12 protein-coding genes and 1 pseudogene are annotated in these 21,320 nt (G+C 62.1%); 3 read left to right on the top strand and 10 right to left on the bottom strand.

The window, feature by feature from the left end; translation table 11 throughout:
- Positions 1-210: 210 nt before the first annotated feature.
- The 3 genes and pseudogenes from PG888_RS16990 to PG888_RS16980 all read left to right on the top strand — a co-directional run.
- Positions 211-771 (top strand): recombinase family protein, encoded by a 561-nt coding sequence (locus tag PG888_RS16990; protein WP_001161490.1) that lies wholly within the window; start codon positions 211-213, stop codon positions 769-771.
- 3 nt (positions 772-774) lie between these two features.
- Complete coding sequence (locus PG888_RS16985; protein WP_001138014.1) at positions 775-3,741, top strand: Tn3-like element TnAs1 family transposase; 2,967 nt, start codon at positions 775-777, stop codon at positions 3,739-3,741.
- 24 nt (positions 3,742-3,765) lie between these two features.
- Positions 3,766-4,035: pseudogene (locus PG888_RS16980) on the top strand (glycine zipper 2TM domain-containing protein); the annotation flags it as partial.
- A 125-nt stretch (positions 4,036-4,160) separates the two neighbouring features.
- On the opposite strand, the gene xdhC reads toward PG888_RS16980, so the two are convergent.
- From xdhC to ygfK, 10 genes are all read right to left on the bottom strand, one after another.
- Positions 4,161-4,646, bottom strand: coding sequence for a xanthine dehydrogenase iron sulfur-binding subunit XdhC (xdhC, locus tag PG888_RS16975; protein WP_182939648.1), 486 nt, complete (start codon positions 4,644-4,646; stop codon positions 4,161-4,163).
- Positions 4,643-5,521, bottom strand: coding sequence for a xanthine dehydrogenase FAD-binding subunit XdhB (xdhB, locus tag PG888_RS16970; protein ID WP_182939647.1), 879 nt, complete (start codon positions 5,519-5,521; stop codon positions 4,643-4,645). The genes xdhC and xdhB overlap by 4 nt, the downstream gene beginning before the upstream one ends.
- Positions 5,514-7,832 carry a xanthine dehydrogenase molybdenum-binding subunit XdhA gene (gene xdhA / locus PG888_RS16965; protein ID WP_270693871.1) on the bottom strand — a complete coding sequence of 773 codons (2,319 nt, stop codon included), beginning with the start codon at positions 7,830-7,832 and terminating at the stop codon, positions 5,514-5,516. Before xdhA ends, xdhB begins: the two co-directional genes overlap by 8 nt.
- Positions 7,833-8,235: 403 nt before the next feature.
- On the bottom strand, positions 8,236-9,537 hold the full coding sequence (locus tag PG888_RS16960; protein WP_197931153.1) for an NCS2 family permease: 1,302 nt from the start codon (positions 9,535-9,537) through the stop codon (positions 8,236-8,238).
- 385 nt (positions 9,538-9,922) lie between these two features.
- Positions 9,923-11,239, bottom strand: coding sequence for a guanine deaminase (gene guaD, locus PG888_RS16955; protein ID WP_042062623.1), 1,317 nt, complete (start codon positions 11,237-11,239; stop codon positions 9,923-9,925).
- Positions 11,240-11,291: 52 nt separating this feature from the next.
- Entirely contained in the window at positions 11,292-12,815 is a 1,524-nt protein-coding gene (locus tag PG888_RS16950) for a nucleobase:cation symporter-2 family protein (protein ID WP_182939646.1), read from the bottom strand.
- A gap of 95 nt (positions 12,816-12,910) precedes the next feature.
- A complete protein-coding gene (locus PG888_RS16945) occupies positions 12,911-15,808 on the bottom strand; it encodes a molybdopterin-dependent oxidoreductase Mo/Fe-S-binding subunit (protein ID WP_232093643.1) in 2,898 nt (965 codons plus the stop codon).
- Entirely contained in the window at positions 15,805-16,581 is a 777-nt protein-coding gene (ygfM, locus tag PG888_RS16940; RefSeq protein ID WP_182939645.1) for a molybdopterin-dependent oxidoreductase FAD-binding subunit, read from the bottom strand. The genes PG888_RS16945 and ygfM overlap by 4 nt, the downstream gene beginning before the upstream one ends.
- A gap of 81 nt (positions 16,582-16,662) precedes the next feature.
- A complete protein-coding gene (ssnA, locus tag PG888_RS16935) occupies positions 16,663-17,991 on the bottom strand; it encodes a putative aminohydrolase SsnA (RefSeq protein WP_182939644.1) in 1,329 nt (442 codons plus the stop codon).
- Between the two features lie 30 nt (positions 17,992-18,021).
- On the bottom strand, positions 18,022-21,132 hold the full coding sequence (ygfK, locus tag PG888_RS16930; RefSeq protein WP_182939643.1) for a putative selenate reductase subunit YgfK: 3,111 nt from the start codon (positions 21,130-21,132) through the stop codon (positions 18,022-18,024).
- Positions 21,133-21,320: the final 188 nt, after the last annotated feature.

The raw sequence follows: 21,320 nt of genomic DNA, 5'->3' as shown, positions 1-21,320 counted from the left end.
TGATGGATCCAACCCCTCCGCTGCTATAGTGCAGTCGGCTTCTGACGTTCAGTGCAGCCGTCTTCTGAAAACGACAGTCAGAATAGAGTCTGCTTTCCCATTTTTTGACACATGCCCGCGAAGGTTATAGATTTCAGCCTGACAGAAATGGGCTTTGAGGCACAACGGAACAGAAAGTGCACTTAAGCCGCCTTCAACCAAGGAGACATCGTGCAGGGGCACCGCATCGGCTACGTCCGGGTCAGCAGCTTTGACCAGAACCCGGAACGCCAGCTGGAACAAACCCAGGTGAGCAAGGTGTTCACCGACAAGGCATCGGGCAAGGACACCCAGCGCCCCCAGCTCGAAGCGCTGCTGAGCTTCGTCCGCGAAGGCGATACAGTGGTGGTGCACAGCATGGATCGGCTGGCCCGCAACCTCGATGACCTGCGTCGCTTGGTACAGAAGCTGACTCAGCGCGGCGTGCGCATCGAGTTCCTGAAGGAGGGCCTGGTGTTCACTGGCGAGGACTCGCCGATGGCCAACCTGATGCTGTCGGTGATGGGGGCCTTCGCTGAGTTCGAGCGCGCCCTGATCCGCGAGCGGCAGCGTGAGGGCATCGCCTTGGCCAAGCAGCGTGGCGCGTACCGGGGCCGCAAGAAAGCCCTGTCCGATGAGCAGGCTGCTACCCTGCGGCAGCGAGCGACGGCCGGCGAGCCCAAGGCGCAGCTTGCCCGCGAGTTCAACATCAGCCGGGAAACCCTCTACCAGTACCTCCGCACGGACGACTGACACATGCCGCGTCGCTTGATCCTCTCGGCCACGGAGCGGGACACCCTGCTTGCGCTGCCGGAAAGCCAGGATGACCTGATCCGCTACTACACCTTCAACGACTCCGACCTGTCGCTGATCCGCCAGCGACGCGGCGACGCCAACCGCCTCGGCTTCGCCGTGCAGCTCTGCCTGCTGCGCTACCCCGGTTACGCGCTGGGAACCGACAGCGAGCTGCCCGAGCCGGTCATCCTGTGGGTGGCGAAGCAAGTCCAGGCCGAGCCGGCGAGCTGGGCAAAGTACGGCGAGCGCGACGTGACCCGTCGCGAGCATGCCCAGGAACTGCGCACCTACCTGCAACTGGCCCCGTTCGGCCTGTCCGACTTCCGCGCCCTGGTGCGCGAGCTAACCGAGCTGGCCCAGCAGACCGACAAAGGCTTGCTGCTGGCCGGTCAGGCCCTGGAGAGCCTACGGCAGAAACGACGCATCCTGCCGGCGCTGAGCGTGATTGACCGGGCCTGCTCGGAAGCCATTGCGCGAGCCAATCGGCGGGTCTACCGCGCCCTGGTCGAACCACTCACGGACTCGCATCGGGCCAAGCTGGACGAGCTGTTGAAGCTCAAGGCCGGCAGCAGCATCACCTGGTTGACCTGGCTGCGCCAGGCACCGCTGAAACCCAACTCTCGGCACATGCTGGAACACATCGAGCGGCTGAAGACATTTCAGTTGGTGGACTTGCCCGAAGGCCTGGGCCGGCACATCCACCAGAACCGCCTGCTCAAGCTGGCCCGCGAGGGTGGGCAGATGACGCCCAAAGACCTCGGTAAGTTCGAGCCGCAGCGCCGCTACGCGACCCTGGCCGCCGTGGTGCTGGAGAGCACCGCGACCGTGATCGATGAGCTGGTCGATCTGCATGACCGCATCCTGGTCAAGCTGTTCAGCGGCGCGAAGCACAAGCATCAGCAGCAGTTCCAGAAGCAGGGCAAGGCGATCAACGACAAGGTGCGCCTGTACTCCAGGATCGGCCAGGCGCTGCTGGAAGCGAAGGAAAGCGGCAGCGACCCCTATGCCGCCATCGAGGCGGTGATTCCCTGGGACGAGTTCACCGAGAGCGTCAGCGAGGCCGAGCTGCTGGCCCGGCCGGAAGGCTTCGACCACCTGCACCTGGTCGGCGAGAACTTCGCCACCCTGCGCCGTTACACGCCGGCCTTGCTGGAGGTGCTGGAACTGCGCGCCGCGCCGGCCGCGCAAGGCGTGCTGGCAGCCGTGCAGACCCTGCGTGAGATGAACGCCGACAACCTGCGCAAGGTGCCGGCCGATGCACCCACGGCCTTCATCAAGCCGCGCTGGAAGCCGCTGGTGATCACCCCGGAAGGCCTCGACCGGAAATTCTACGAAATCTGCGCCCTGTCCGAGCTGAAGAACGCCCTGCGCTCCGGCGACATCTGGGTCAAGGGCTCGCGGCAGTTCCGCGACTTCGACGACTACCTGCTGCCGGCCGAGAAGTTCGCCGCACTCAAGCGCGAGCAGGCCCTGCCCCTGGCGATCAACCCGAACAGCGACCAGTACCTGGAAGAGCGTTTGCAGCTGCTGGACGAGCAGTTGGCCACCGTCACCCGCCTGGCCAAGGACAACGAGCTGCCCGATGCCATCCTCACCGAGTCAGGGCTGAAAATCACCCCGCTGGATGCGGCGGTGCCGGATCGGGCGCAGGCGCTGATCGACCAAACCAGCCAGTTACTGCCGCGCATCAAGATCACCGAACTGCTGATGGACGTGGACGACTGGACGGGCTTCAGCCGCCACTTCACCCACTTGAAGGACGGGGCCGAGGCCAAAGACAGGACGTTGCTGCTGTCCGCAATCCTCGGTGATGCGATCAACCTCGGGCTGACCAAGATGGCCGAGTCGAGCCCCGGCCTGACCTACGCCAAGCTGTCCTGGCTGCAAGCCTGGCACATCCGCGACGAAACCTATTCGGCGGCCTTGGCCGAGCTGGTCAACCACCAGTATCGCCACGCCTTTGCCGCCCACTGGGGCGACGGCACGACCTCATCCTCCGATGGCCAGCGCTTCCGCGCGGGTGGCCGGGGCGAGAGCACCGGGCACGTCAACCCGAAGTACGGTAGCGAGCCGGGACGGCTGTTCTATACCCATATCTCCGACCAGTACGCGCCGTTCAGCACCCGCGTGGTGAATGTCGGCGTCCGCGATTCCACCTATGTGCTCGACGGCCTGCTGTACCACGAGTCCGACCTGCGGATCGAGGAGCACTACACCGACACGGCCGGCTTCACCGATCACGTCTTTGCCCTGATGCACCTGCTAGGCTTCCGCTTCGCGCCGCGCATCCGCGACCTCGGCGAAACCAAGCTGTACGTGCCGCAGGGCGTGCAAGCCTACCCGACGTTGCGCCCGCTGATCGGCGGCACCCTGAACATCAAGCACGTGCGTGCCCACTGGGACGACATCCTGCGCCTGGCCAGCTCGATCAAGCAGGGCACCGTCACCGCCTCGCTGATGCTGCGCAAGCTCGGCAGCTACCCGCGCCAGAACGGACTGGCCGTGGCCCTGCGCGAGCTGGGCCGGATCGAGCGCACGCTGTTCATCCTGGACTGGCTGCAAAGTGTTGAACTGCGCCGCCGCGTGCATGCCGGCCTGAACAAAGGTGAGGCGCGCAACTCGCTGGCCAGGGCGGTGTTCTTCAACCGCCTTGGGGAAATCAGGGATCGGAGCTTCGAGCAGCAGCGCTACCGGGCCAGCGGCCTCAACCTGGTGACGGCGGCTATCGTGCTGTGGAACACGGTGTACCTGGAACGCGCCACCCAGGGGTTGGTCGAGGCCGGCAAGCCGGTGGACGGCGAGCTGCTGCAATTCCTGTCGCCGCTGGGCTGGGAGCACATCAACCTAACCGGCGATTACGTCTGGCGGCAGAGCCGCAGACTGGAAGACGGGAAGTTTCGGCCCTTACGGATGCCCGGAAAACCTTAGCGTACGATTTTTTCCGAATTCTGCGGGCTCCCCAAGAAGGTGGCCACCGCAGCCGGAGCGGTTGCGGGGGGTTATGCCGGTAATCAGGTGCAGGGCAATATGCAGGCGGGGGATACCTACACCACCACCGAGCAGCGCTGCAAAACTGTGCAGGATAGCAGCGTCAACACCATCGGTTATGACGTGACCTATCGCCTCGCAGGTCAAGAGGGAGTGATCCGCATGAAGCAAGCCCCCGGCGCCACCATTCCGGTCAAGGATGGCAAACTGGTGATCGACCAGCCAAAAGTGTGATGTCTCCTGGCGCCAGTCAGCAGCAGGCCCGCCTCTTTCGAGGTGGGCCTGTGGTTTTTGGGGCGGCTTGATTTCCTTTTTTCAAACAACGGCGCGCACCACTCACGGTCACGGCCCCCGAACTATCACTCCTTGCAGCACTTTTTCACCGCCCGCACCACGTTCTGATAACCGGTGCAGCGGCAGAGGTTGCCTGAAAGCCCGCGGCGGATCTCCGCATCGGTCAAGGGGCGGCGCTCGGTCTTGTCGAGCAGGGCCGCGCTCGCCATCACGAGGCCAGGGGTGCAAAAACCGCACTGCACCGCCCCCTCGTCGATAAAGGCCTGCTGCACGTCGGAGAGCTCATTGCCTTTGCGCTCCCCCTCCACGGTGCGAATGGATTTGCCATCGGCCCAGACCGCCAGATAGAGGCAGCTGTCGATGGCGGTGCCATTCACCCGCACGGTACAGGCGCCACACTCGCCGACACTGCACCCCTCTTTCACGCTGATAAGCCCCTGCTGACGCAGGAAATGAAGCAGCGACATGGTGGGCGACACCGCATAGGAGTAGGGTTTGCCGTTGATTTCGCACTGGATCTCTACGGCGGGACAGGTTTGCGGTTGCATCATAGGATCTTGCCTCCGGCACGTTCGACTGCGCAGGCGACCACCCGCTGCGCCAGGGTTTTGATAAGGTGCAGGCGAAACTCCTTCTCTGCCCGCCAGGAGGAACGCGGCGCCACATCGGCCACCACCGCCTCGGCAATCGCTGCCAGTGTAGCGCGAGTCAGCGGTTGCCCCTCGGCCGCGGCTTCCGCGTGAGGGGTGCGCACCGGAGTCGGAGCCGCCACGCCATAGGCCAGCCGCAGACTCTTGAAGTGGCCATCCTCAATCTGGCAGTAGGCGGCGCAGCCGATGGTGGCGATATCCATGGCACCCCGCATGGCGTATTTGAAGTAGTGGGATCCCACATGGGGGTGTGAGTCCGGGGCAAAGTGAAACGCCACCAGGATCTCCGCCGGTTGCAGCGCCACCTTGCCGGGGCCGGTGTGAAAACCGGCGATGGGGATGCGGCGTGTGCCGTCTGGCCCGGCAATTTCCAGCTCGGCTTCCAGCGCAACCGTCGGCGCCGCCGAGTCGGCACTGGTGGCACCGTTGCAGATATTGCCGCCATAGGTGGCGACGTTGCGGATCTGCGGCCCGGCGATGGTGGCGGCCGCCTCGGCCAGCATCGGCAGGCGGCGCTGCACCAGCTCGTTTTCGATGATCTCGGTAAAGGTGGTGCCGGAGCCGATACGGATCGACCCATCAGGCAACTCGCTTACCCCTTTAAGCTCGGGCAAGTCGTGAATATCGACGATATGGCGGTAGGCGGCGTTGAGGTGATGAAGCTGGATCATCACATCGGTGCCACCGGCCAGCAGGCGCGCCTCGGGGTCGGCCTGACGCAGGGCGACCGCCTCGGCCACGCTGTGCGCCTTGTAGTAACGGGCAATATCAAACATGGTGTTGCTCCTCCCCTGAGCCCTCGCCAATCAAACCCGCCGCGACAAACTCCCGAAACAGGGTTTTGGGGGTGATGGGCAGCTCGTTGATGGCCACCCCGGTCGCCATGCGAATGGCGTTACGGATAGCGGGGCCCGGCGAGATAATGGGCGGTTCCCCCAGTGATTTGTGGCCATAGACCGACTGGGGCTCATAGGTCTGCACGAAGTCGCATTCGAGTTCGGGCAAGTCCAGCATGGTGGGGAACTTGTAGTCGAGCAGGTTGGGGTTACGTACCACGCCGGTCTTGGCGTCGATGATCATCTCCTCAAACAGCGACCAGCCGATCCCCATCCCCATGCCACCGTGCACCTGCCCCTCTGCCAGCTGCGGATTGAGGATCTTGCCGGCATCGTGCAGGTTAATGATGCGATTGATGGTCACCTTGCAGAGATCGATATCGACGCTGAGATCGACAAAGGTACAGCCGAAACTCGGCGGGTTGGTGGTGGTCTTGTGGGAGACCTCGGCGGTGATCTGGCCGCCGATGGTGAGGTGGTAATAGGCGTTGACCGACACCTCGGCCACGCTGATCAGCACCTTGTCCGGCGCACCGGCCAGCACCACATAACCATCGATCAGGGTCAGGGATCCCACATCCTGATGGCAGAGCTGGGCTGCAAGCGACAAAATGCGGGCCCGCAGTTGCAGCGCCGCCTGATGGATAGCGGGGGCCGCCACATAGCTCTGGCGCGAGGCGAACGAGCCCGGATCGTAGGCGGTGATGTCGGTATCCTGAGTCGAGATGACCCGGATCTGCTCAAACGGGATCCCCAGAGTCTGGGCCGCCATCTGGGCAAAGACGGTATCCGACCCCTGCCCTATCTCGGTGGCGCCGATCTGCAGATTGACGGTGCCATCCTGGTTGAGCAGCATACGGGCACCGGCAATTTCGACCCCCACCGGATAGGTATTGGAACCGTAGCTAAAGCACGCTACCCCGATGCCACGCCGCACCCGGCTCGCCGGATCCTGCCCCAAGCACTCGGCCTTGAGCCGATCCCACTCGAACATCTCGCGACCACGCAGCAGGCAGTCTGGCAGCCCCGCGCTGTAGATGGTCTTCTGGTTGACCTGATTGACATCTCCTTCTCGCGCCACGTTGGCGATCCGCACATCGAGCGGGTCTAACCCCAACTCGGCGCAGGCATCATCCAGCATGCACTCGAGGGCAAAAATCACCTGCGGCGCGCCGTAACCGCGCATGGCACCGGCAGTGGGCAGGTTGCTGTAGAAAGTCTTGGCGTCATAGCCGAAGGCGCTGCGCGGATAGAGGTAACTGATCTTGTTGCCACCAGCACTGGCGATGGAGTGGCCGTGAGAGGCATAGCCGCCGGTGTTGGAGAGTACATCGAGCTGATAGCCCTTGAGGGTGCCGTCGCGGTTGAGGCCCATCTTGCCGTCGATGGCAAAGCCGTGACGGGTGCGGGAGGCGAAGAAGCACTCCTCCCGGCTCAGGGTCACCTTGACCGGTACGCCGCCGAGCTTGTAGCTCAAAAACGCCGCCATCGGCTCTTCCAGCACATCCTGCTTGTTGCCAAAACCGCCGCCCATATAGGGCTTGATCACCCGCACGCTGGACCAGGGCAGGCCGAGGGACTTGGCCACCCGGCTGCGCACTATCTGGGGGATCTGGGTACTGCTGACGACGATGATGTGGTCCGGCTGATCCATGTAGGCGTAGCAGGTCACCGTCTCCAGATGGCAATGCTGCACCACTGGCGTCCGATAGTGTGCCTGAAACTGCAGATCTGCCGCCGCAATGGCCTGCTCCGGATCATTGGCACGAAGCTGGCTTTGGCGCAGCAGATTGCCGCTCGGGTGGATGGGATAGGCACCGTCGGCCAGCGCGCTTTGGGCATCCGTCATCACCGGCAGCGGCTCGTAGGTCACCTTGACCAACGCGGCAGCCTTCTCGGCAACCAGCGGATCGCGCGCCACAACTATGGCGACCCCATCACCAAAGTGACGTACATGGTCGGTGAGCAGGCGGCGGTCTTTCACATCCCGCTTGGCCTCATCGAGGGACCAGGCGTGGCCGGCGGTGCGAAAACAGGTGGCGGGCACATCTTCATGAGTAAACACGGCTTCGACCCCGTGCAGGGCCAGCGCCTCGGTCGCATCGATGGCGAGCACCTTGCCGTGGGCGATATTGCTTCGCACATACTTGGCGTGGCGCATCCCGAGCATGATGTTGTCATCGGTATAGCGGGCGCTGCCGGTCACCTTGGCCTCGGCATCCACCCGCTTGAGCGGTAATCCTATGGACATATGCAAGTCCTTTTTTCGAAGGGAAAAATCTGGAACCGGCATAAAAAACAGCAAGATATGCGCCTGTTTCCCACCATCGTCAGGACAATGGGGAGAAGTGTGAAGGGGATCCCATCTAACCCGCTTTTGTTGGCCCATTGCGAGTGACCAAGCACTGCTCCTGAGCACATGGGGCGCATCGGCGGTGAAAAAAGCGGCATGGCGAGGACAACAAGGGCGAGAGCCTATCAATCTGGTAGGGGGATTTATCAAAATGGTACCGCGATGACACCACCCAACTGCGGAGACTACCGAGGCGTGATAGCACGCGTGGGCGGGCTGAGCGCCGCAGACATAAGCAGATATAAAAAACGCAGGCATAAAAATGGGGCCGCCAGTGCGACCCCAAACGGGAGGGTTATCCCTAAATAGCCCACCCCCCAGCATAAAAGAGCACCAGCGCCAGGGCGATGACCACGGTGCCGACGTTGAGCTTGTGCCACTCCTTCGAGCAGATGCGGCCGATCACCAGCGAGCTGAAGCCCAGCATGATGCCGGTGACGATGTTGCAGGTAAGCACGATAAAGACCGCACACACCAGCCCGGACATGGCGCCGACAAAGTCATCGAAATCGAGCTTGGTGACATTGCTCAGCATCAAGAGCCCCACATACATCAGGGCTGGCGCGGTGGCATAGGCCGGCACCAGATAGGAGAGCGGCGAGAGGAACAGCATCAGCAGGAACAGGCCGCCGACCACGGTCGCGGTCAGGCCGGTTTTGCCCCCCGCCGCCGTGCCTGCTGCCGATTCGATATAGACGGCAGCCGGGGCCGCCCCCACCAGACTGGAGAAGATGCTGCTGACCGAGTCGGCACTGAGCGCCTTGCCGCTGTTGATGATGTGACCATCTTTATCGAGCAGGTTGGCCTGCCCCGCTACCGCCCGGATGGTGCCGGTGGCATCAAATACCGCCGTCATCACCAGCGCCAGCACGCTCGGCAACACCAGCGGCGAGAGGGCCCCCATGATATCCAGACTGAAGATCAGGGACTGACCTTGCGCGTCCGAGAGGCTCGGCAGGGCGAATAGCCCCTGATACTTCACCGCCGGATCGAAAATGAGACCAAAGATGGAGATGGCGATGATCACCAGCAGGATCCCCCCCGGTACTTTCAGCTTCTCCAGCCCGAAGATCACCGCCAGGCCGATCAGGGACATGATGACCGGCATGGAGGTAAAGGCCCCCAGCGCCACCGGCAGCCCCTCCAGCGGGTTCTTGATCACCAGCCCCACCCCGTTGGCGGCGATGAGCAGCAGGAAGAGACCAATCCCGATACCGGTGCCGTGGGCAATCCCCATCGGCAGGTTGTCGAGGATCCAGCTACGCACCCCGGTCACCGAGATGGCGGTAAAGAGCACCCCCATCAGGAAGACGGCGCCCAGCGCCACCGGGATCGGGATCTGCTGCCCCAGCACCAGACTGAAGGCGGTAAACGCAGTCAGCGAGATGGCGCAACCGATGGCCATCGGCAACTTGGCCCAGAGCCCCATCAAGAGCGAACCGAAACCCGCCACCAGGCAGGTGGCGACAAACACGGCGCCGGGGGGAAAGCCTGCCTTGCCGAGCATGCTCGGCACCACGATCACCGAGTAGACCATGGCGAGGAAGGTGGTGAGACCCGCCAGTACCTCCTGTCTGATATTGCTGCCCCGCTCGCTGATCATAAAGTAGCGATCAAGTGCCGTGAGCGGCTGTTGCTGCGATGCGCTCTGGCTGGCGTCACTATTCGCCTGCCCTTCCACGCTGTTAATCCTGCTGTTTGCTTGGGTCATACCCAACTCCTTCACACGCGCCTGAATGTTCCATGACGAAATGGCGGCAGGATCTGCGGATCTGTCGATGCCAGCCTGTGCAGTGACAGCCTGAAGCGACAGAGAGACCAGGAGAGGCAGCTTTGACTCAAACGTTTGCCTTGCTGGTCAAAAAACCGGGCCATTTCACCTTCTGTTGCGGGGAGATCCCCTGTCGTGCCGCGGAACCGGCGCCCCCGTTGGAGTACGCCAGCCTCCGTATTCTGCGGGGCTGCGCCGAGGCAGCACCCTCTATTCCCTACCCCCGTTCGTGTACCAGTTGGCCATCCACATAGGTGCGGTAGATGGACCTGTCATCCCCCAGGGTCAGCAACACAAAGAGCTTGTCCCGCAGGGTGGTGGAGTTGTCATAACGCAGCTGCTGCAACGGGGTGGCGACCGGGTCGAGCACCACGAAATCCGCCTCCTTGCCCACCGCAAAGCTGCCGATCTTCTCGTCAAGCCCGAGCGAATGGGCCCCGCCCAGCGTGGCCAGATAGAAGGCCTGATAGGCCGAGAGCCGCTCGCCCTGCAGTTGCATCACCTTGTAGGCCTCGTTGAGGGTCTGCAGCATGTTGAAGGTGGTGCCCGCGCCGATGTCGGTGCCCATCCCCACCTTCACCTGCTTGCGCCACGCCTTGTGCAGCTTGAACAGCCCACTGCCGAGATAAAGATTGGAGGTGGGGCAGAAGGCGATGGTGGAGCCGGTCTCTTTCAGGCAATCCCACTCCTGCTCTTCCAGATGGACGCAGTGGGCAAACACGCAGTTGTGGCCGGTCAGCCCGTGCTGGTGATAGACATCGAGATAACCCTTATGCGCCGGAAAGAGGGATTTCACCCAGGCGATCTCGTCCTTGTTTTCACACAGATGGGTGTGCAGATAGGTGGTGGGAAACTCTTCGCGCAGTCGCCGCGCCATCGCCAGCTGCTCGGGTGTCGAGGTGGGTGCAAATCGTGGTGTGATGGCATAGAGCAGGCGACCGTTGCCGTGCCAGCGCTCGATAAGCGCCTTGCTCTGCACATAACTGCTCTCGGCGGTATCGAGCAGATAGTCGGGCGCATTGCGATCCATCATCACCTTGCCGGCGATCATCCGCATATTGATGCGGCTCGCCGCCTCGAACAGGGCATCCACCGACTCGGGGTGGACGGTGCCGAACACCAGCGCCGTGGTGGTGCCGTTGCGCAGCAGCTGCTTGATAAAGAAGGTGGACATCTCGCGGGCATATTCGAGGTCGTTGTAGCGCCGCTCGGCCGGGAAGGTGTGGCGGTTGAGCCACTCCAGCAGTTGCTCGCCATAGGCCCCCACCATCTCGCTTTGGGGATAGTGAATGTGGGTATCGACAAAACCCGGCACTATCATCTTGCCGCGGTAATCGCGCACCCGCACCTCGGCCGGAATGCGATCCTTGCCCTCCTCCCACTGACCGAACCAGTCGATGCAGCCGTTGCGAATGATCAGCAGGCCATCCTCGATAAGACGGGCATTGGCCTCAATCTCCTCGGGCTGATCCACCACCCGGGTGATATCGAAGAAGCTGCCACGCACCGCTTTGACAGAGTTGTCGTTTTTCATAACCGTTTCCCTGTTTTTCTTGTTCTGTTGACGTTTTTTGTCGGTTTAACCGTCAGATCCGTTCCACTTGTGGCACCACCGCTTGCCCGGGCACTGGCTCTGGTGAATCCTCACCCTTCCTGCCCCCTGGCTGACCCGCACTGCGGGCGGTAAAGATCACATCCGGTTTGTCGCTCAGCTGGATCACCTCCACTGCCTCGGCATCCTTGATAGCCGCCTTGCGCTTGCGGCTTTGCGGCAACACCAGATTCATGATGATGGCGGTGATGCCGCCAGCGCAGATGGGGTTCTCCACCAGCATGTAGATACCCGCCGGCAACACCTTGAAGACGTTCGGGTCGTAGGAGACGCCGAGCCCCAACCCCAGCGAGGTGGCAACAATCAGGGTCTCGCGCCGATCGAAGCCGTGACTGATGATGATGCGACCACCGGCGATGGCGATCATGGAGAACATGATGACCATGGCCCCACCCATCACCGGCGACGGTATGGTGGTGAAGAAGCGCCCTACTACAGGGAAGAGCCCCAGCAGCACCAGCATGACGGCAATAAACTTGCCCACATGACGGGATGCCACCCCGGTCATCTGGATCACCCCGTTGTTCTGGGCAAAGGTGGTCAGAGGCAGGGAGCCGAGTGCCGAGGCGATCACCGATACCAGACCGTCGGCCAGCACGCCGCCGGAGAGGCGTTTTTGAAACTCGGGGCCCTGGATCTCCCGCCGGGAGACCATGGCGGTAGCGGTAATGTCACCCACTGCCTCCAGCACGCTCAGCAGATAGATGGTGCCCGCCAGCAGAAAGGCGTGAAAATCGAAGGAGAAACCGTACTTGAACGGAATTGGCACAGTGATAAGCGGCAGGTTCTCAAGGGCAGAGAAATCCACCATGCCGAGCATCAGGGCCACCGCATAGCCCACCATCAGACCGATAGCGATCCCGCTCATGCGAAGCAAGGGGCTTCGGCTGCAGTTGAAGGCGACGATGACGCAGAGCACCAGCAGCCCCAGCCCGATGTTCTCGTATTTGCCAAAGGTGCCGCTGCTCATGGCGGAGAAGCCGCCGCCAAAGTCGATGATCCCCACCTTGATAAGGCTCAGACCAATCATCAGCACTACTACCCCGCTCACGGTCGGGGTGATCACCCGCTTGAGATAGGGCAATACAAAGGAGGAGCCCATCACCAGAAAGGCGCCGACAAAGGAGACCCCGAGCAGGGTCGAGACAATCAGCTCCTCGTGGATACCATCTTTCTTCATGGCGCCGCCGAGCGCGATCATCACGGTCACGAAGGAGAAGTTGACCGACTGGATGGAGAGCAGCCCCGAACCGATGGGGCCATAACGATTCACCTGCAGCCAGGTGCCGATACCGGAGGCGATCATCGCCATGGAGACCAGATAGGCGGTGGTCTCGGTGGAGAGGCCCAGCGCGCCGCCGACAATCAACGCCGGGGTCACCATGGGAACAAAAATCGCCAGCAGATGGGTCACTGCGCCCATCAGGGTTTGATAAAACGGGGGTTTGTCTTCCAGCTCGTAAATAAGATCAGAGTGCTTGCGTGTTGTTTTAGACATCGTGTTTGTCCCATCACACAGAATGGAGGCGGAGTACTCATTCCGCCGTCAGGCGCTGGGGGCGAGCGTTCACCCGCCCCTCACCTTTTCTTTTGTTATGCCGACACTTTTGGCTCCAGCTTGCCCAGTTCGCGCAGGATCTGCTCCGGCGTGAAGTGCCACTTGCGCAGCCAGACACCGCAGGCGTCGTGGATGGCGGTGGCGATGGCGGGCGCCGCACCGTTCACCCCGATCTCCGAGATGGACTTGGCGCCGTAGGGGCCGACCTTGTCATCACTCGGTACCAGGAAGGCCCGGAAATCGCGCGGAATGTCGCCAATCTTGGGCGCGCCATAGCTCTTGAGATCCCGGGTCAGCGGGATGCCCTTGCTGTCGTAGCAGATCTCCTCGCTCATGGTGTGGCCGATGGCCCGCATGGTCGCCCCGTAGATCTGGCCGAGGGCCAGTTCCGGGTTGATGGGAGTACCGCAGTCGAGCAGGGCGTAGAACTTGTCGAGACGGATCTCGCCAGTTCTGACGTTGACCGCCACCTCGGCGAAGTTGGCCCCATACGGGAAGGCAAGCTCCGAGGTGATGTAGCTGGCGGTGCCCACCAGAATACCGAAGCCGGTGCCGGTCTCCGCCTTGTGGGCCAGCTTGGCGAGGGTCACTTCCCCCTGCTTGCCGCGCACGATACCCGGGTGAACCAGTTCCACATCCTCAACCGGCTCGCCCAGCATGGCGGCGCCGTGGAACAGGATCTTCGCCTTGAGGTTCTCGGCCGCCATCTTGGCTGCGTTGCCGGAGAAGCAGGTACCGGACGAGGCGTAGGCCCCCTTGTCGAACAGGGCGTGGTCGGTGTCGCCAGAGATCACATGCACATCGCTGAGCGGGCAACCGAGCACCTCGGCGGTCAGTTTGGCCACCACGGTATCGAGGCCGGTGCCGATATCGGCGCCACCGGAGTGGACGATAAAGGTGCCGTCCGATTCCAGCTTGACCATGCAGTTAGCCTGATCGATGTCCGGGATCCCCGATTTTTGCATGATGATGGCGACACCACGGCCGATGCGCCAATCCCCGTCAGCGGGTTTGGGGCTATCCCAGGCAATCAACTCGCGACCCTGCTTGAGGATGGGTTCGAGGGCACAGCTGGCGGCGTGGGGCACAGAAGTCGGCATCTTGCCCTCACCGATGGCACCCAACACCTTGAGGATATCCCCTTCGTGCACCCTGTTGTGCTCCACCATGTCGAGCTGATCGATGCCGAGTCGCTCGGCCAGTTCGGCAATCGCCATGGTCAGCGCGAAGTTGCCCTTGGGCGCGCCGTAACCCTGATAGGCGCCGGTCGGGCAGATGTTGCTGTAGTAGGTGTTGACGGTAAAGCGCACGTTGTCGCACGGATAGAGCGGCAAAGAGAGCGCCGGGCCGTTACTCGGCACCGTCAGGGAGTGGTTACCGTAAGGGCCGGTATTGGCGCGGAAATCCATCTCGATGGCGGTGATGGTGCCATCTTTCTTGGCCCCCACTTTCACCTTCACCTTGGCCACGTGGCGGGAGGTGTTGCTGATGAACTCCTCTTCACGGGTATAGCGGAAGGTGACGGGGCGGCCGGTGACCTTGGTCGCCCAGGCGCACACCTCTTCCAGCAGGATATCCTGCTTGGAGCCAAAGCCGCCCCCTACCCGCTCCTTGATCACGTGCACCTGATGTTGCTTGAGGCCGACGATACGTGCCACCTGACGGCGCACGTGCCACGGCACCTGGGTGGAGGCGTGAATAACCAGACGATCCCCATCCATGTAGGTGAAGCAGATGTGCGGCTCGGTCGGGCACTGCTGGGCCTGGGTCGATTCGTAGGTGCGCTCGACAATTTCGTCCGCCTCGGCAAAGCCTTTTGCCACATCACCGATCTGGCCATGGACGCTGGCGGCCAGGTTCTCGTGCGGGCGAGAGCCGATGGGGAAGTTGATGATCATGTGCTCGTCGCCACGGCGTACCGAGCAGGCGTTCTGCTGCTCGAGATCCGCAGGGGCACCAGCCATGTAGATGATGGGTTCGTCGTGGACCAGCGGTGCATTGGGGGCCATCGCTTCATCGATGTTCATAACCGCAGGCAGCACCTGATACTCGACATCGATGAGTTTCAGGGCCGCCAGCGCGACCGCTTCGCTCTCGGCCACCACGGCGGCGACACGATCACCGACGTGGCGCACCTTGCGGCTGAACATGCGGCGATCGAGCGGTGACGGCTCGGGGGCACTCTGGCCACCCGGGGTGTAAAACACATCCGGGCAGTTGAGATAAGTAATGACATGCACCACACCCGGCAGCGCCTCGGCGCGGCTCACATCGAGTTTGGTGATCACCGCATGGGGATGGGGGCTGCGCAGCATCTTGATGATCAGCGCATCGTCGGTAACCCGATCCTCCACGTAGCAGGGCTTGGCCTGCACCATCTTGGCGGCGTCCACTTTCGGGCAGCTCTTTCCGATATGGCGCAGGTCGTCGCGAAACTCCGGGGCGATCTGGCACAGATAATCCGGGTCCTTCATCCGTGAGCAGGCAAGCTCGATGGCCTGATAGAACTGCTGGTAACCGCCATCGCGGTGAAACAGGCCAGAGAGGGCGTCGTCGATTTGATCACGGCTGGGCTCGGGATGACGATCAAGCAGGTCGGTGACAATCAGCGCCGCGGCCGGATCGTTGTAGCCGGACTGCACCACCCCCACGTCCACCATCGCCTGCTGCACCAGACTGAGCTGGTTCCAGCTGCCCAGCGACTCGGCGGTGCGCACCTGCGCGCCCTCCAGCTGGGCGGCGATCAGCAGGGAGGCGTTGATCACCTTGCCGTTGAAGAGAATGGCGTCGGAGCCAGCAAAACCGAAGCCGTCGTCACTGTTGCGCACCGAGTGCATCCGGCACTGATTGAACAGCACCCGCTGGGCATTGTCACCGGCCTTGCAGATGACGGTACGCAGGGCACCGTTCAGGGTAAAGTTGAGTTCCATCATGCTTGCACCTCCTGCTGCTGGCAGTCCACCAGCAGATCCGCCACTACCACGCCGGTGATATACCGCTTGTAACTCACGCTGCCCGCCAGATCCTCGCGGGGCGAAATCAGCTCGCTCACGGCGGCCTCCAGCGCGGCATCGTGCAGATCGCGGCGCTCCAGATCCCGCAGACGCATCGGCTGCGGGGTGACGCCAGCGACGGCCACCCGCATCTCGCCAATGCTGTCGAGGGCCACGGCGGCGGTCATCACCGCCAGCCCGTCAGCGTTGCGGCTGATGCGGCGAATGGCGCAGCGCAGTTCAGGCTCCGGCAGCACAATCCCCAGCACCAGGGCATTGCGCTGATCCGCCAGATAGGCGTCGATGGGTTGCAGCAGGTTGTTCTCCAGCACGACCACCGCTTCGAGCACCAGCAGCACCGGCAGCAAGGGGGAGTCCTGCTGTTGGCAGGCAAGTTCGCCGCCGATGGTGGCCTGATTGCGCAGATGGCGGGAGTAGACAAACCCCAGCGCCTCGCACAGGGCGGCCGGGGTACGGGGATCCTCTTTCAGGGTCTGCAGGGTAACGGTTGCGCCGATATGGAGCTGGCCGTGCTGCTGCTCAATCTGGTCAAGCCCCAGCTTCTCCAGCGAGATGGCGACCTTCTTGTCGGTGCGGGTCGGAGCGGCGTTAAGCTTGCTGCCGCCCCCCATGTAGACGGCGTCGTTGCCGAAGCTGGCCTTGAGTTCCAAAGCCTGACCCAGTTGTTCGGGTCGGAAGAATTGCTCAATCATGTGTCGTCCTTACTCTTGCTGCCCGCCGCCGAGGGTGATCCACAGGGCGGGCAATCCGGTCCAAAACTGTGGAAGGTGGCCTTAGGCCAGCTGATCCATCCGTTGCCACAGGCGGCTAGCCACCTTGCTGGCCTGCTCATAAAGGGGCGAGACATCGAACGGGAACTCGCGATCCTGATAGACCATGCGCCCCTCCACCATCACGCTGTTGACGCTGGCAGAGCCCATGCCAAAGGCGAGATGGCCACCGAGGTTGCGTGGCGCCAGCGGGGTCGGCGCGTCGTAGTCGCAGATGGTGAGGTCGGCCTTGTAGCCGGGCTCCAGGCGGCCAAATTTGGCGCCAAAGTTGCGATCCAGCAGGGTGTTGCCGTTCCACAGGAACCGCGCAAAGCTGTCGGGCCACAGCGCGCCGCCGGCATCTTTGTGCTTGAAGTAGGCAAACTTGAGCTCTTCGAGCATGTCGGAGCCGATGCCATCGGTGCCGAGCGCCAGATTGCGATACTCCGGCAGGTGCATGTTGTAGCCCACGTGGTTGTTCATGTTGGAGCGGGCGTTGTGCACCAGAAAGGCATCGCGGCTGTTAAGCAGCTCGATGTCGGACGGGCTCAGGTAGATGCCGTGGGCCACCAAGGATTTGCTGTCGATCAGGCCAAACTCGTCCAGCCGGGCAATCGGCTCCTTGCCATAGTGGTGGTGGCCGTGAGCCATGTCGTAGCGGTCTTCCGCCACATGGATATGCAGACCACGACCGGTGACCTGCAGCGCTTCGCGCAGCATGGCCAGCCCTTCGTCGGGCACGGTGAAGGGAGCGTGAGCGCCGATGTGGGCCTCCACCAGATAGGGTTCGTTCCCCTTGGCCTTGGCCGCATCGATCTGTTGGGCGAACAGGATGTTCTCCTCCACCCCGGCCTGCAGCTCGGCGAGGCCGCCGTTGCGATCCGTGGTCTCGAAGCAGGTCATGCCGCGCAGACCCGCCTCCATAAACCCTTTGCGCAGCACGTTGAGGGAGCCCTTGATGAAGTTGGGCGAGGCGTGGTGGTCGATCACCGCGCTGCAGCCACTCTTGATCGCCTCCAGCGAGCAGATGAGACCGCTGTAGTAGAGAGACTCCTCATCGAGCGCCCGATCGAGCCGCCACCAGAGGTTTTTCAGGGTAGAAATGAAGTCCGGGCAGGGGGCGATGTTGGCCATGATCCCCCGCGACAGGCCGGAGTAGAAGTGGTTGTGGGCACAGACGATGCCCGGCATCACCAGCTTGCCGCCCATCTCCCGATAGTTGGCCTCCGGGTAGAGGGCCCGCAGATTGGGCCCCACCGCTTTGATAAGGGTGCCCTCGATGGCGATATCCACCCCTTCCAGTACCCGGGTCGGCTCCAGCTGGACGGCGGTGACGTTTTTCAGAATAAACATGGTTTGCTCCTTCGCTTATTCGTTATTCGCTCAGGCCTCGACGGCCCCCAGCAGGTAGTGGTGATGGGCGTGGACATGGCTGATGATCCGGCACATGTCTGCGAGCACCTCGGGGGCATCCTTGATCCGGCTCTGGGCATCGATAGTGAGACGGTAGGTCTCGCCACCCTGACGCACCCGCAGCTCACCACCATCCGCCAGATAGAAACCGGGGTTGCGGCTGTTGTCGAAGTCCTCGGGCAGGCTGAAGATGGTGACCTTGTCCTGATAGGGCTTGCCCTGCCACGGGCAGAACTGGGCGCAGTTGCCGCACTCGTTGCAGTAGGCATCCAGGTGCAATGTCTGGAACTGGTCCTTGAAGCCAGGCACCGCGATGGCGACGTTGGCCCGGTTGGGGCAGACATCCACGCACTTGCTGCAGAGGTAGTTGCACTCGAGGCAGCGGTGCGCCTCTTGCGCCACGAAGGCCTCCCGCTCGCTCTTGTCGACCATGGTGACGGCGATGCTTCCCTTGCGACGGTAGATCTCGTCCTTGCCCGACGGCTGGATTGATACCTCGGCCTGACTGCCAGCGATATGCTCGCGGGCCAGTACCAGATCTGCGGCGCGGCGGGCACCACCGATGGCACCGACGATGGAGGATGGGCCACTCTGCACGTCACCGATCAGGAAGACGTTGCGACGGCTGGTTTCGCCAGTCTGGCTATCCACCTCGGGCCAGCCATCGCTGCCAAGGGGAATGCCCATCGCTTTCAATACTTCGCAGTCAGGCTGTTCGCCGATGGCGGTGATCAAGGCATCCATCTGCATCACTTCGGTCTGTTCGGTGGGCACCGGACGGCGGCGGCCCTGCTCGTCAGGATCCCCCAGCGCCATCATCCGCACGGTGAGCTTGCCATCTTTGTCAAAGCGCTCCGGATTGGTGAGGAAGCAGAAACGTACCCCATCCTCCACCGCTTCCAGGTACTCCTCGCGATAGGCGGGCATCTCTTTTTCGCTGCGACGGTAGATCACGGTCACATCGCGGACACCCGGCACCTTGAGGGCGGCACGGGCGCAATCCATGGCGGTGTTGCCGGCACCGATCACCGCCACATGGCGACCCAGCGGCAGCGGCTTGCCCTGATTGAAACTGCGCAGGAAGTTGAAGGATTTGTAAATCCGCTCGTGACCCCCATCGAGGCGCATGCCGCCATTCTTGTCGGCACCGATGCCAACGAAAACATAGGTAAAGCCATGGGCGTGCAGCTTGTCGACGGTGAGCGCCGGATCGCAACCAAACTCGAACTTGACCCCGTGAGCTGCGACAAAGTCGATGTCGTGCTGGATCAGTTCAGCCGGGATGCGGAACTCGGGGATGATGTGTTTGACCACGCCACCGGCATCGGCTTCGCGCTCGAACACGGTGACCGGGTGACCGGCACGGGCCAGGAAGTAACCGGCTGAGAGACCGGCCGGGCCTGCACCTATTACCGCAACCGGGTGCTTGTCACCGCTGCCTGCCGGCTTGTGCCAGCGCGCCTTGTATCCTTCCCAGCCGCGCTCCAGCGCTACTTTTTTCAGTTCACGGATATTGAGCGGGCTGTCGTAATCGAGACGAGTGCAGTTGTACTGGCACTGGTGATCACAGATATGGCCGGTGATGGCGGGCAAGGCGTTGCGCTGATAAATCAGCTCAAGGGCTGCCACATATTCCCCCTCGCCCATCAGGCGAATGTACTCGGGGATATCCTGATGCACAGCGCAGGCGGTGACGCAGGGCGCCACGTAGCAGTCGGTCATCGGCAGACCGCCGCCCACTTCGATACGATCGTCGGACTTCCACTCCTTCTGGGTGTAATCCATGGTGAGGGCCTTGGCGGCAAGCGCTTCCAGCTTGGCCACATCCACCTGACTCATGCCCCAGCTGCCCGACGCATCTATCTCTTTGAGGCACTCGATCTGGCGCAGGTAGCCACCCGGTTTCAGCAGGTCGGTGGCCATGGTGATGGGACGAATACCGGTCTCGAAGATCTCCGCGATGTTGAACTTGCTGGCACCACCGGAGTAGGAGATGGGCAGCTTGCCATCGAAGGCGCGTGACAGCACGGCCGCCACGTTGATGGAGAGCGGGAACAGTGCGCGACCGGACATATACATTTCATCGCCGGGCAGAGCCCCCTTGCGGTTGATAGTCCCGAGGGTGTTGGTCAGCTTGACCCCGAAGGTGAGCCCCTTCTCGGCCCCCAGCGCCATCAATCGGGTCAGCATCGCCTTGGCCTGATCCAGCTTGAGGTCGTGATCGAACGACTCTTCGCTCAGACCAATGTAATCAAAGCCACAGGTGTCGAGGATCTCGCGCACCCGCGGGTAGCCCAGCAGGGTCGGATTCAGTTTGACGAAGGTGTTGAGCCCCTTCTCTTCCAGCATGTAGCGGCAGATGGCCTCAATCTCGTTGGGCGGGCAGCCGTGCATGGTAGAGAGGGTGACGCCGTGAACCAGATTGGCCGGGATGCGCTCCACCAGCTGTTGCAGGCGATCGCGGCGGGCACCCAGTCCCAGCTCGGCGATAAACTGCTCATCGGCCACCAGCTCGCGCAGCACTTGCTGGTACTCGGCAAACTTCGGACTGGTGCTGGCATCCTTCAAACTGTGGATGAACTGCTGCATCGGCGGCTGTTTGATGCCGTCGAGGTTGTAACCCACGCTCATGTTGAAGATGAAGGACTTGGCCTCTCCGTCGAGGCGCGGGTCGAACACCTCTTCCAGCAGGTAGAGGGCAAACCAGGCTTTCAGATACTCGTCGAACGCCTTGGGCAGGGTGAACTCGGTAGACCACTCGGTGTTGAAGCACTCATCCTCGGCGTCGATACAGGGCTTTGCCAGTTCGAGACGGTCCAGGATCTGCACCGTCTTGAGCTCGATAAAGCGCCCGCCGGTCAGCCAGGAGGTGACGATATTCTGGGCCAGCTGGGTATGGGGGCCAGCCGCCGGACCGATGGGGGTTTCGCAGGTTTCACCGAACACCTTGATCTTGCGCTCGTCCTGCTTGCGATAGAATTGCGCGGCGGGAATACCGAAAATGCTCTGACTCTCTTTATATTCCGCGAAAATACGGGTCAGAAGGTTCTTGAACGGAACGGGTCGCATAATATCGCCCATGGCAATCTCCTTGCAGCTGTTCTGCCCATTGGCAGCATGAATAAATGGGGTATCCCGCACGGGCATTACCCCTTGGCAAGGAGAGGAGCAACTATCAGGCCACACCAGCTACAAAACTATTTTTTAGGGTGAAAGCGTGAGACAGCTCCAATTAATGAGGATATTTTTCGATGCCACCATTATGGGTA

It is taken from the genome of Aeromonas sp. QDB23 (assembly GCF_027707745.1).
Taxonomy (GTDB): Bacteria; Pseudomonadota; Gammaproteobacteria; order Enterobacterales; family Aeromonadaceae; genus Aeromonas; species Aeromonas allosaccharophila.
Note: the sequence above shows the minus strand (reverse complement) of the source record. Positions and strands in the feature narration are given on the sequence as shown.